Source organism: Alkalihalobacterium sp. TH-98 (genome assembly GCF_057473385.1).
This window is the reverse complement of record NZ_JBYCKM010000002.1, coordinates 1-13,438: the sequence shown is the minus strand read 5'-3', so window position 1 is coordinate 13,438 and position 13,438 is coordinate 1. Positions and strand designations below refer to the sequence as shown.

Below are 13,438 nucleotides of genomic sequence, written 5' to 3'. Positions count from 1 at the left end.
TTGTCACAAACGTGACGTTTTTAAAACATTGACGAGATATCATGTATCTCATTTATTTCGCTTGGCTTTTTGTTCAGTTTTCAAAGAACTTTTTTTGTCGTTTCCAGCGACAAGAATTATATCTTATCATGCTATCAACATTTAATCAATAACTTTTTTTGGATCTACCGCTTTTCCAAAAGCAGTGAAAATACCTAAGTCAATAATCACTGCAATAACTTTTTATAGAGTTGTTTGTTATTCACTATAAAAGTTATCGTTTGAAGCGACATGTAATAATATATCAAAAACAAATATATAAAACAAGTGTTTTTTCTATGTAAAATATGGAATTTCAAACTATATCCTTTTAAATAATAGTTACTCTATTTTTTCAGTTTTTACTTTTCTTTCACGGCAATCAATTGAATTGGTGTATCTGATAAGGTATGCTGAAGCTAGAAGCTACTGGAATGCAATTATTGAAAGGAAGATATGAAGAATGAAGAAACATATCGATCAATTTGTTAGGGAAGCGACTTCTCGAATGCCTGAGTTTAATGTTAAAAATAATGACCACTTAAAGAAAGTCGTCAGGGAAGCAATAACTTACTATGAAATGAAATCTCACGAAGAAGTTGACAAAACAGAACAGGGCACTATTGAATACTTGTACATACACTCGATGATGGAAGAAAATCTTCTTTCTAAAGTCATTACACAAACGATTAATGACGACTTTGAACATTCTATAGAAGAGATATATCAAGGATATGTTATCAGAAGACATTAACTTTTTTTATCTTTCTTCTATATAATAAGTTCAAATTAACAATACCATCTAAAACTCACTTTTCAATACGAATAAGGTCAGCCAGATCATCAGTGCTGGTTGACCTTCATTTTTTTTATGACAAGTCGCTTTTACTTTGAAATTAATCCTCTTAGTGCAAAGCTTACATTTTGAGGACGTTCTGCCATTCTTCTCATAAAATACCCAAACCAGTCTTGTCCAAATGGTACATACACACGAGTCGTATATCCTTCTTTAACGAGTTCTAACTGTAAATTCGTTCGAAAACCATACAACATTTGAAATTCAAATTGACTTTGCGGGATATTATTTTCTTTCGTGAACTTTTTAACTTCAGCAATGATTTGATGATCATGTGTCGCAATCGCTGTATAACTTCCATTTTGAAGATGTTTCTTTATAATGTTTAAATAGTTGGCGTCTACTTGTTTCTTATCTTGGTATGCTACTTCGGCTGACTCTTTATAAGCCCCTTTTACAAGTCTTAATGAAACACCTTTTAAATCCTCGATATCTTGCTCTGCTCTAAACAAATACGCTTGTATAACCGTTCCGACATTATCAAATTCTTTTCTTAATGTAGCTAGAATATCTAACGTTTGTTGACAATGGGAATGATCTTCCATGTCAATACGAACAAAATTGTTATAATTCTTGGCAGTTTGAACAATACGACGCATATTTTCTAAACAAAACTCATCACTAATGTCCAAACCGAGCTGTGTCATTTTCAGCGAAAGATTACAATTCGCTCCACTTGCAGCGACAGCCTCTAATGTTTTAATACAATATTCGGTCGCTTCCAACGCTTCTTCCCTGCTATCTACAAACTCTCCTAAATGATCTAAAGTACAAACAAGTCCTTTTTCATTTAATTCTTTTACTTTTTCAATAGCACTTTCAACACTTTGACCTGCAACTACTTGAGATGCACCGAATTTTAGGCCCCACTGTTTTGCGGCTTTATTCATCGCTTTGTTTTTTGAAAGATACATGAAGAATAGCTTCATCGGTTGCTCTAATACCATATATACCCCTCCGTAAATGAACTTACTTTTTATATCTGAAAGTTCAGCTAATTAGTCTCAAAAAAACACCCGAATTTTTTATAACATATTTTTCCAACCAATACTTGAGAGAATGCAGTGAAATGATCCTAGTCATTTCACTGCATTTCATTTCAATTAATACATCTCTGATACTGTTTTTGCTTGCATGTGAAGTGCTAAGTAATCTGGTCCGCCAGCTTTAGAGTCCGTACCTGACATTTTAAAGCCGCCAAACGGATGGTAACCAACGATCGCTCCCGTACAATTACGATTGAAATATAAGTTTCCTACGTGGAAGTCTCGTTTTGCAATTTCGATATGCTCTCGGTTTTTCGTAATAACTGCACCAGTTAATCCATACTCTGTGTTGTTCGCAATTTCAATTGCATCGTTAAAGTCTTTCGCTTTCGCCAAGGCCACGACTGGTCCAAAAATTTCTTCCTGCATAATACGTGCTTGAGGATCTAGGTCTGCAAATACTGTAGGTTGGATAAAGTAACCTTTTGAAGCATCACCTGTTCCCCCAGCTACGAGACGACCTTCTTCTTTACCAATTTCAATGTACCCCATAATTTTGTTGAACGAAGCATCATCGATAACTGGTCCCATATAATTATCATTACTCGTTGGATCTCCAACTGTTAATTCATTTGTTAATTGAATGACTTTATTTAATACTTCATCATATACGTCTTGGTGAATAACTGCTCGAGATCCTGCTGAACACTTTTGTCCTGAAAAACCGAATGCTGAAACGACAATTGATTCTGCTGCTAAGTCAAGATCTGCCTCTTTATCTACAACAACTGTGTCTTTCCCGCCCATTTCTACAATCACTCGTTTTAAATGGTTTTGACCCGGATGTACGACTGCAGCCCGCTCGTATAATCTTGTTCCTACTTCACGTGAACCAGTAAATGTAATTAACGCTGTCTTCGGATGGTCAACTAAGTAATCACCAACTTCTGCACCACTACCTGGAATGAAGTTTACAACCCCTTTAGGAAGGCCTGCTTCTTCTAACACTTCAACAAACTTTGCCGCAACAACTGGAGTTGTACTTGCTGGTTTTAATAAAACAGTGTTTCCTGTAACAATTGGTGCTACTGTAGTACCTGCCATAATTGCAAACGCAAAGTTCCACGGTGAAATAACTACAGTTACCCCCATTGGAGTATAGAAATAACGGTTATGCTCACCTTCACGACTATTTACAGGCTTACCGTCTTTAATTGCGATCATTTGGCGTGCATAGTACTCAAGAAAATCAATAGCTTCAGCTGTATCCGCATCTGCTTCTTTCCAAGGCTTCCCTGCTTCTTTAACGAGATAAGCAGAAAATTCATGCTTGCGACGGCGAACAATTGCAGCAGCACGCACTAAGATATTTGCACGCTCTTCTGGTGACGTTTTTCTCCAAGATTTAAATGTTTCATGCGCAACATTCATCGCTTTTTCAGCAATGTCTTTATTCGCTTTAGAGACAATTCCGATGATCTCTTCTTTATTTGCTGGATTGTATGACGTAATTTTCGCTTCTGTTGAAATACGCTCTCCACCAACGACTAGGTCGTATGACTTGCCAAGTTGTCCTCCTACATACTCAAGTGCAGCTTCAAATGATTTTCTGTTTTCTTCAATAGTAAAATCAGTAAATGGCTCATGTTTATATGTTGGTAACAATCTAATCACTCCTAAAAGATTTTTTATATGGGTATGAACATTCCACTTGTTAAATACATTCTATGCGAAAAGTTCCACGTGCTCACTTCACTATTTCTTATGCAATTACCGTGCCAATTTTTAAAATACTAATAACCTTTAATTCTTCCTCTTTTATAAAAAATTGTATAGATCTTTTACAGATTTAATTATACAATTGTGTCAAAAGTGTCTAATCAATTTACATAACTGTCTAAATTATTGTAAGCGGTTACGTCACTGTTAGACCAATGATTGTTGGAGGTGTTGATCATGAGTTTAGACATGCCATTAGCTTCATTTGCTTTGCCATTAGAAGACAATAAGGGATCCGAGAATATGGAACGGTATTCTCAACATATGTTGTTATCAGAGATTACGAGTTTACCAAAAGAAGATATCGTTTTAGAGGATGAAAATGGTCTGCTTGTTGGTTGGGTTCCGTATAAACAATTAGTAAACGAATTGTGGAAACAGTGGAAGCTGACATTAACGCATTACAATACTTTACTTCAATCGGTGGATGACGCGATTACAGTTGTAGATACTAAAGGCATTATTCAATCATGGAACCATAAGGCTGAAGAAATGTATGGTTTAACTTCTAAGGATGTGAAGGGAAAATTAATAACTAGTTTCTTTGAGACTGAATCGGTCGTCCTCATGTCAACTATTAACGAGAGAACAGGTGTTATAAAAAAGTACAATCAACCAAAACCTGACGTGCATGTGTTAATTAATACTTCTCCTATTCTAATAGAGAATAACGTTGTGGGTGGTATATCCGTTGAACGAAACATAACCGATATTGTGAAACTAAATGATGAACTTTCTTCAACAGCAGCTTCACTCCATGAACTAGAAAGAAATGTCCGGAATGAACAAACTCCTTTTAGTAAAATAAAAGGAAGAAGTCCTGTGTTACAAGAAGCTCTTCATCTCGTAACAAAAGTATCGAAAACCGAAGCTACTGTTCTAATTACTGGAGAGAGTGGTGTTGGAAAGGAATTATTTGCTGAGGCGATACATAAAACGAGTCCTCGCTCAGAAGCACCTTTTGTTGCCATCAATTGTGGCGCCATTCCTACAGCCTTAATTGAAAGTGACCTTTTTGGATATGAGCAAGGAGCTTTTACCGGTGCAGTGAAGGGCGGGAAAAAAGGAAAGTTTGATGCTGCTCTTGGTGGTACGATCTTTTTAGATGAAATTGGGGAAATGCCGCTAGAAGTCCAAGTTAAACTACTTCGTGTCCTTCAAGAAAAGCAGTTTTACCGCGTCGGTGGGACAGACCCTATTCCAACAGACGTGAGAATTATTGCTGCAACACACCGAGATTTGGAAAAAATGATTGAAGAAGGGAGCTTTCGTGAGGATTTATTTTACCGTTTGAACGTCATTTCAATACAGGTTCCGCCGTTGCGTGAACGTAAAGAGGATATACCAGAACTCGTTCAGTTATTTTTACAAGAATTCTCGATTAAATATAAGATCCCAATTCCAGAATTAGATCCTGAAGTAATGTACCTGTTTTTGCAGCATCCTTGGCAAGGAAATGTGAGACAGCTTCGAAATATAATTGAGAGGTTAATTATTTTAGCTGATGAAAACGAAAAAATTGAACCAAAACATCTCCCTAGCAACTTTGTGAAACAACCAACCCCGATAGTAGAAAGTATAGAAACAAGTAATTCTAGCCTCGACCTAGATGATAAAATTAGAAATGCACTACAATTAACGTATGGCAACAAAACAGCGGCTGCCAAATTATTAGGGATCTCACGGGCAACTTTGTACAATAGAATGAAGAGTATGAAGTGATCTATGGTTAATGAACTAGTCCAACTGAAAAATGTTCTATTAAAAACGACCAGTAGTAAATGTTTTACCAGCTGATCGTTTTTGATTTGTTTAGTATTTGTTTTCTACTAATAACGAATTATTACTACTAGAAGCTAATAACGATCGATCAAGGTCTTTGACTGATTTTCTTCCAGAAAGAGCCAGTGTTAAGTCAATATCCGCAATCATATTACGGATGACGCGTTTCACTCCCTCTTCTCCACCCGTAGCTAATCCGTAAACATATGGGCGTCCTAATAAAACAGAAGTTGCCCCTAACGAAAGAGCTTTTATGACATCAGCCCCGCGACGTATACCACTATCGAATAAAACAGGGATTTTCCCATGAACTACATCGCACACCTCTGGAAGCGCTTCCAAAGAACCGATCGCTCCATCCACTTGACGACCACCATGATTCGAGACAATAATACCATCTACACCATGTTGTAATGCTAATTCTGCATCTTTACGATGTACAATTCCCTTCAACAAAATCGGTAACTTTGTATGCTCACGTAAAAATGCAAGATCTTTCCATGTTAAACTAGCATTTGAATAAATACTAAAAAAGTATTGGATGGCTGCACGGATATCTTCTCTTGGAGATTTCTCAAGCTTTGAACAAAAAGCCGGGTCAGATAAATAGTTAGCAATTCCGATGCCATTAATAAATGGTAGGTAAGCATTTCTTAAATCTTGTTCTCTCCACCCTAACATTGGTGTATCGAGGGTCACTACGAGTGCGGAATAACCGCTTTCTTCAGCACGTCTCAGCATACTTGCAGTTACATCTTGGTCCTTTCCCCAATAAAGTTGGTACCAACGCGGTGCATCGCCCATTACATTTGCAATCTCCTCCATCGCAAACGATGATGCTGTGCTGGCTATGTACGGTATACCCATTTCAGCAGCAGCCTTAGCCGAGCCTAACTCCCCTTCTTCATGAATGATCGATTGAACACCGATTGGAGCTAACAAAATAGGAGAATGATATGTTTGTCCAAACAAAGAAACTGATAAATCTCGCTCTTCCACATCGCAAAACATTCGCTGTTGGATTTTAACACGATCAATTGCTTCACGATTGGCATCCATTGTTGATCCACTTCCAGCCCCGCCAGCAACATACCAATAAGGACCATCTTCTAATGTTTCACGAGCCAACCTTTCCCACTCTTCAAATGCAACTGGATACTTTTGATTTTCCTTAGCTGTTTCGGGTGAATACACCTGAAATTGAACTAAATCTCCATAACCACTCATACGTAACTACCTCCAATGATTGAAATTCACTTCCAAGTCAGAGAGTTCGTTTATTGTTAATTATTACAATGAATAAACCTAGATGTTTACTATTACTCTAGGACAGCTGCTTCAATTGCTAGAATACTGACTAGTTAGTATTTAAAAGTATCATAAACTATTTATTTTAATATTTCAATATATTCTGTTAAATTATGTATAAAGGAAGTCCACAACGACTTAGAAGGGAGTTTAATTTCCACCAAAATATAGGTTAATACTTTATGATTAGAAGGAGACAAAACTGAAGGCAGTTGTGATATTACGATAGAAACTTCTGAAAGTGACTTAATACGAGAGTAGTCTTTACTATCTTAAAAAAGGATGTAAAATCTAGTGGGTTTACATCCTTTTTATTTTGATATGGCTGACTAAAGTTAAATTATCTTGTTTTTATTGCTACTTCTTGAACTATTTCATAAGAACGTAATCGCTCATTGTGGTCATAGATATGACTATTAATAATCATTTCATCTGCTTGGGTTTCGTCTAGAAAAGCTTGGAGCTTTTCTTTTACTGTTTCCGGACTCCCAATAACCGAAGACCCTAATTGTTTTTCAATGGCATCTTTTTCAATACTCGTCCATAAATGTTCCAATGATTCAATTGGTGGTTGCAATTGGCTTGGCTGATTTCTTATAAGACTTAAAAACGCTTGTTGGTGTGATGTTGAAAGCCATTGTGCTTTTTTATCTGTATCTGCAGCAATGACATTTACTCCTACCATAGCATACGGCTCTTGCAGTACTTCAGAAGGTTGGAAGCTTTGGCGGTATAAGTTAAGAGCAGGGATCGTATATTCTGGTGAAAAATGACTGGCAAAAGCAAAAGGCAGCCCAAGCTTACCTGCTAATTGTGCACTAAAACCACTAGAGCCTAGAAGCCAAATGGGGATCTGTAATCCTTCTCCAGGAAAAGCTCGAACCTGTTGATTATGCTGATCAGGTGCAAAATAAGTGCGAAGTTCCGCTAACTGATCCGGGAAGTCATGTCCGCTCCGTAAATCTCTTCGTAGGGCATGGGCCGTATACTGATCACTGCCTGGTGCACGCCCGAGCCCCAGATCAATTCGTCCCGGATACATAGATTCGAGCGTCCCAAATTGTTCAGCAATGACTAATGGCGCATGATTTGGTAACATGATGCCGCCTGAACCCACTCGAATTTTCGTTGTTCCACCAGCGATGTATCCGATTAAGACAGATGTTGCTGAACTTGCAATGCCAGGCATATTATGATGTTCGGCAACCCAAACACGGTGATACCCCCACTTTTCAGCATGTCGGGCAAGATCTAAACTGTTTTTAAAAGAGTTAGCAGCTGAACTGCCTTGAACGATTGGTGCAAGGTCCAATACAGAAAACTTTATATCGTGTATTTGTTTTTGAGTCAATGTATTCACCCTCTTGTGTATTCTAGAAATTATTATATGTAGTAAAACTGAAGTATCTATTTAGTATCTCTAAATATTATTTTGTCATTTTACATGTTTAATATGATAATTTCTAGTTTTTTGCCTGCTAATAACCAGACCAAAAAAAGAGGCTGACCAAGCAGCCTCTTTTAACTATTACTTTACTTTTAATTCATTTCCTTCGACCGACACATTGATTTTATCTACTTTTTCTTTCTCAATCATTAATGCCGTAATTTTATTTTCAATGTGGTCTTGAATGACGCGTCGTAACGGTCTAGCACCAAATTCTGGGTGGTATCCTACTTCAGCAATTCTTTCTTTGGCCTCTTTCGAAACTTCAATAAAAATACCTTGTTCGTTCAATGTTGCCATTAGTTCTTTCAACATAATGTCGACAATTTTAATTAAGTCTTCTTTTGTTAAGTGTCCAAATTCAATAATAGAGTCAATACGATTTAAGAACTCTGGTTTAAAGTAATTCTTTAACGTTTCTAACTGTACCATTGTCTCTTCTACAGTTTGGGAAGATCCAAACCCAATTGCTGGCTTTTTCTTATCTGTCACTCCTGCATTTGATGTCATAATAATAACCGTTTCATTAAAATTAACGACTCTTCCTTGGCTGTCTGTTAAACGACCGTCCTCCATAATTTGTAGAAAAACATTCATCACATCAGGGTGTGCTTTTTCGATTTCGTCTAGTAATACAATGGAATAAGGGTTTCGACGAACTTGTTCTGTCAATTGCCCTGCTTCATCGTGTCCAACATAACCCGGTGGTGAACCGATAAGCTTTGATACGGAGTGTTTTTCCATATACTCACTCATATCTAAACGAATCATAGAGTCCTTGCTGCCAAACAACTCTTCCGCTAATGTTTTTGTTAGTTCTGTTTTTCCAGTACCTGTCGGCCCAACAAATAAGAAGGAAGCAGTTGGACGGTGTTTTGGTTTTAACCCTACTCGTGCTCTCATTACTGCATTGGCTACTAGTTCAATTGCTTTTGCTTGACCGATTACTTTGTGAGCAAGTCTGTTTGGTAAGTCTTTCATTTTTGTTTGCTCATCTTTTTGAAGTTTTCTAACCGGGATACCAGTACTTGACTCAATAATAGCTTGGATGTGCTCTACTGTCACTTCCGTTGTTTGTTCATTAGCTTGTTCGTTTTCTAGTCTTTCTTTAATTTCTAGCTCTTCTTTACGTAGATTTGCTGCTTTTTCATATTGTTCTTGTTGTGCTGCAATTTGTTTTTCTCTATCGATATCTTTTAATCGTTTTTCTAAGTTTTCTGTATCGGGTCCAACTTGCGATAGATTTAGTTTCGAACCTGCTTCATCTAGTAAATCGATTGCTTTATCCGGTAAGAATCGATCTTGAATATAACGTTTTGAAAGAGTGACGCAAGCTTTTAGCACGTCATCTGAATATTTCACATTGTGATAGACTTCATACGCTGGTCGAATGCCTTTTAAAATTTCAAAGGCTTCTTCTTCTGTCGGCTCTTTTACGATGACAGGTTGGAAACGACGTTCTAACGCTTGATCCTTCTCAATCATTCGATATTCTTTAAGTGTTGTGGCACCAATTATTTGCATGTCACCTCGTGCAAGTGCCGGTTTTAAAATGTTCCCAGCATCCATCGAACCTTCTGCAGAACTTCCTGCTCCAACCATCATGTGGAGCTCATCAATAAATAGGATGACATCTTCGCGTTGCTGCAATTCAGTAATAAGTTCTTTCATTTTTTCTTCAAATTGTCCGCGATAACTCGTTCCAGCAACAAGTGAATTAATGTCTAATGTATAAACTTCTTTATTTTTTAACTTAGCAGGAACTTGACCATTCACAATTTTTAGAGCAAAGCCCTCAACAATTGCTGTTTTCCCGACCCCTGCTTCACCAATTAGCACAGGATTGTTTTTGTTACGACGATTTAAAATTTCAATTGTTCGCTCAATTTCTTTGTCACGTCCAATCACCGCATCAATTCGACCATCTCTTGCTTCTCTAGTTAAGTTGCGGCCATGTTGATCAAGGAAGCTGTTTCCTCCTCCTTGCTGTGGAGGCATTTGCTTCACATTTTGATGCTGTTCACCATTTGGCAGGTGAGATGATTGAGATGAGTTAAAGAAATCATCAAAATAATGATTGAAGTTAAAGTGGCCTGAACCTAAAGACTGGTAGGCTTCACTGTAACAACTAGAGCATAAATGAATTTGTTTGTGTTGCTCATTTAGCATAACATCCATTTTTACATTTGCTTGTTTTGCATTACATTTTTGACATAACATCATCTAACCTACCCCCTCTTCGATTTTGACTATCTTTGACCTTTTATATAAATAAAAATCCCAACAATTGCGGGATCTCCATTTATATATTGTATTTCCATTATAGCTGACCTTCTTTGACTTTTCAAGACTAAAAGAAGAATTTTATAGTACCAGGCACCTTTACCACTGTGCTGAAGTAAAGGTGCCTGCTACCTCTTTTTCACTCTTTTTCACTCTTTTTCACTCTTTTTCACTCTTTTTCACTCTTTCTTTACGCTTCTTTTAGCCGTTGACAATCACTCCACCGTTTAGATGGAGAATTTGACCTGACATATAGGAAGAATCTTCACTCGCTAAATAAATATAAGCAGGTGCGAGTTCTACGGGTTGGCCTGCACGCTGCATTGGTGTCGTACTTCCAAACTCAGATACTTCCTGCGCTGTAAATGTTGACGGAATAAGCGGTGTCCAGATTGGTCCCGGGGCTACTCCATTTACTCGAATCCCCTTTTTAATAAGGGATAATGATAACGACCGTGTAAACGTAACAATAGCCCCTTTAGTTGCTGAGTAGTCAATCAGTTTTTCATGACCTTTATAAGCTGTTACAGAAGTTGTATTAATAATACTGCTCCCAGACTTCAAATGAGGTAATGCCGCTCTAGTTAAATAAAAGAATGAAAACATATTCGTTCGAAATGTACGCTCTAATTGCTCACTCGTAATATTTTCAAAATCAGTTTGCGGATGTTGCTCAGCAGCATTATTAACTAAGATATCTAATTTATTAAACTCACTGATCGTTTGCTTAATCACATCTTGGCAAAAACTCTCATCGCCTAAATCACCAGCAATATTTAAACAGCGTCTTCCTTCCTCTTCTACTTGCTTCTTCGTTTCTTCTGCATCCTTATGTTCGCTTAAATATACATTAACTACGTCAGCTCCTTCTTTTGCATAACCGATCGCGACCGCTCGGCCAATCCCGCTATCAGCTCCAGTAATAATGGCAACTTTCCCTTGTAATTTCCCAGATCCTTTATAGCTATAATTTTCATCTGTCGGGTGAGGATTCATTTGCGACTCTATACCGGGTTGCTGATTTTGATGTTGTGGCGGAAACGTTTGATGAGGTTGATTGGATGATGACACGATGGCACACTCCCTTGTTTATTAAAGTTATTTAATATGTAAGAAACGGTAAATTTTACTTTTATAGCATGTCAGAAAATCCTAACCCTTATTCAAAAGAAGCAATGATTCAACCAGTCACCAATCGATCTTCTTTACTTCTGGTTCAGGTATGCGTTAAACACCAAAACTACATTTTCAAGTAGCATCCTATAGCACACTAGCGCACAAAAAACGGTACCAAATCAAATACCAAGGAAAAAGAGCACTGCAAGAAAAAATCTTACAAGTACTCTTTTCACTTCTACTATATTGGGGCTATTACTTCTGATAAGGAATATTTAATAATTCAGGAACTGTCACAAACTCAAATCCTAATTCCTGAAGTTCTGGAATCATGATATCCAAAGATTCAACTGTACTCGTTCGATCGCCGTCCCACTCAGCTCCATCATGAAGAAGTACGATTGCACCTGGATGTGCGTTACTCAACACACTAAATGCAATGTCTTCAGGCGGTGGTTCTCTCCAATCAAGTGTGTCAATCGACCAGCCGATCACGTTATAATTTAATTCGTCTAGTTTTTCCACAGCTTCATTATTTAAAAAACCATATGGTGCACGAAACAAGCTTGTCCGGTAGCCGATAATTTGATTTAGAAGTTCTTCCGTTTGCATGACTTCTCTTTCTAAAGTAGCCATATCACCCTCAACAAGATTAGGATGCCAATAGCTGTGATTTCCTACTATATGCCCTTCATTGACCATTCGTCTAACGATATCTGGATAAGCTTCGGCTCTTGCCCCCATTACAAAAAATGTTGCTGGAACATTATACCGGGCTAAAGCATCTAGCACTCCCTCTGTATAACGAGGGTCAGGACCGTCATCAAAGGTTAACGCAATTCGATTTGCAGTATCAGGTCCACGTAAGAAAACGATATCTGGATACCGTTGTTGTAAAACGATATTGGAAATCGGTCCTCTCACCGCCTCTTCATCGCCTCCCTGTAAATCAGGCAATCCTTCGACTTCACGTGGATTATCTTTATTTTTCTTAAACCACCATTCTTGTTTGACATCGTCAGCTGGTTTTTCTTCAGCAGAACTCAACGTCGGATTCAGCACAGCACCGAATAGAAAAGCCATGATAAATAGCCACTTCATAACGTTCATTTTCACAAAGTCATCTCCTTATTCAATTTATGTACGTAGTTATTTTTTATTTAAAAAGGAGGATTATTCATAAAATAGCGATATTTTAGCTGAGGATATAATTAAAGTATTAATTATTAGATAGACCATGCCATATCAATAACTCAACTTTAAACTTGATTTTAATACACGAAGAAAAAGAAAAGAGTCTGTATCATTATAGATACAAACTCTTTAAGAAGTTAATAATAGTTACCTCACCTATTTATTGTTTTAGCCCTTCAACAAATACACTGACATTATGCTTCGTCATGCCAATATATGTTTCTGCTCCACTACCTGCAGGACCAACCGCATCAGTGTAGACTTCCCCTGCAATTTGAACCCCTGTTTCATTTGAGATGGTTTCCATATAACGCTTATCAACTGTTGACTCTACAAATACTGATGGAACATTACGATCGTTCACTAGATCGACAAGTCTTGAAATTTGTTGTGGAGTTCCCTCTTCATGAGAGTTAATTTCCCATACACCTTCTGTATCAAATCCGTAATCTGCTCCAAAATATTTGAATGCATTTTCACTTACAATGATTACGCGGTGCTCCTCTGGAATTCCTGCAACCTCTTCTTCAATCCATGCATCGAGCTCTTGTAACTCCGCAATATAAGCATCGGCATTTGCACGGTAAATCGATTCACCTTCTGGATCTCTTTCAATTAAATCATTTACGATGTTTTCCACATACGTAATCACATTCTTAGGACTTAACC

At 37.5% G+C, this 13,438-nt stretch carries 10 protein-coding genes; 2 read left to right on the top strand and 8 right to left on the bottom strand.

The annotated features are described in order from the left end of the window. Window positions 1–481 precede the first annotated feature (481 nt). Window positions 482–772 carry a DUF6407 family protein gene (locus AC2VNP_RS00345; protein ID WP_486915033.1) on the top strand — a complete coding sequence of 97 codons (291 nt, stop codon included), beginning with the start codon at window positions 482–484 and terminating at the stop codon, window positions 770–772. A 131-nt stretch (window positions 773–903) separates the two neighbouring features. Here the strand turns inward: AC2VNP_RS00345 and AC2VNP_RS00340 are convergent, their stop codons facing one another. Together AC2VNP_RS00340 and pruA are read right to left on the bottom strand one after the other, a co-directional pair. Then, complete coding sequence (locus tag AC2VNP_RS00340; protein ID WP_486915031.1) at window positions 904–1,821, bottom strand: proline dehydrogenase family protein; 918 nt, start codon at window positions 1,819–1,821, stop codon at window positions 904–906. A 156-nt stretch (window positions 1,822–1,977) separates the two neighbouring features. Continuing rightward, window positions 1,978–3,525: an L-glutamate gamma-semialdehyde dehydrogenase gene (gene pruA, locus AC2VNP_RS00335; RefSeq protein ID WP_486915029.1), complete on the bottom strand. Its 1,548-nt coding sequence runs from the start codon at window positions 3,523–3,525 to the stop codon at window positions 1,978–1,980. Window positions 3,526–3,816: 291 nt separating this feature from the next. On the opposite strand from pruA, the gene AC2VNP_RS00330 reads away from it, so the two are divergent. Then, a complete protein-coding gene (locus tag AC2VNP_RS00330) occupies window positions 3,817–5,361 on the top strand; it encodes a sigma-54 interaction domain-containing protein (RefSeq protein WP_486915027.1) in 1,545 nt (514 codons plus the stop codon). Between the two features lie 90 nt (window positions 5,362–5,451). Here AC2VNP_RS00330 and AC2VNP_RS00325 read toward each other — a convergent pair whose 3' ends face one another. From AC2VNP_RS00325 to AC2VNP_RS00300, 6 genes are all read right to left on the bottom strand, one after another. Continuing rightward, window positions 5,452–6,648: a lactate 2-monooxygenase gene (locus AC2VNP_RS00325; protein WP_486915025.1), complete on the bottom strand. Its 1,197-nt coding sequence runs from the start codon at window positions 6,646–6,648 to the stop codon at window positions 5,452–5,454. A gap of 421 nt (window positions 6,649–7,069) precedes the next feature. After that, window positions 7,070–8,080: an LLM class flavin-dependent oxidoreductase gene (locus AC2VNP_RS00320; protein ID WP_486915024.1), complete on the bottom strand. Its 1,011-nt coding sequence runs from the start codon at window positions 8,078–8,080 to the stop codon at window positions 7,070–7,072. 177 nt (window positions 8,081–8,257) lie between these two features. After that, window positions 8,258–10,396, bottom strand: coding sequence for an ATP-dependent Clp protease ATP-binding subunit (locus AC2VNP_RS00315; RefSeq protein WP_486915035.1), 2,139 nt, complete (start codon window positions 10,394–10,396; stop codon window positions 8,258–8,260). Window positions 10,397–10,660: 264 nt separating this feature from the next. Then, a complete protein-coding gene (locus tag AC2VNP_RS00310) occupies window positions 10,661–11,530 on the bottom strand; it encodes an SDR family oxidoreductase (protein WP_486915022.1) in 870 nt (289 codons plus the stop codon). A 300-nt stretch (window positions 11,531–11,830) separates the two neighbouring features. Continuing rightward, on the bottom strand, window positions 11,831–12,691 hold the full coding sequence (locus AC2VNP_RS00305) for a polysaccharide deacetylase family protein (RefSeq protein ID WP_486915020.1): 861 nt from the start codon (window positions 12,689–12,691) through the stop codon (window positions 11,831–11,833). Window positions 12,692–12,929: 238 nt separating this feature from the next. Then, window positions 12,930–13,438 (bottom strand): metal ABC transporter solute-binding protein, Zn/Mn family (locus AC2VNP_RS00300; RefSeq protein WP_486915019.1); only part of this gene is annotated, 509 nt, incomplete at its 5' end.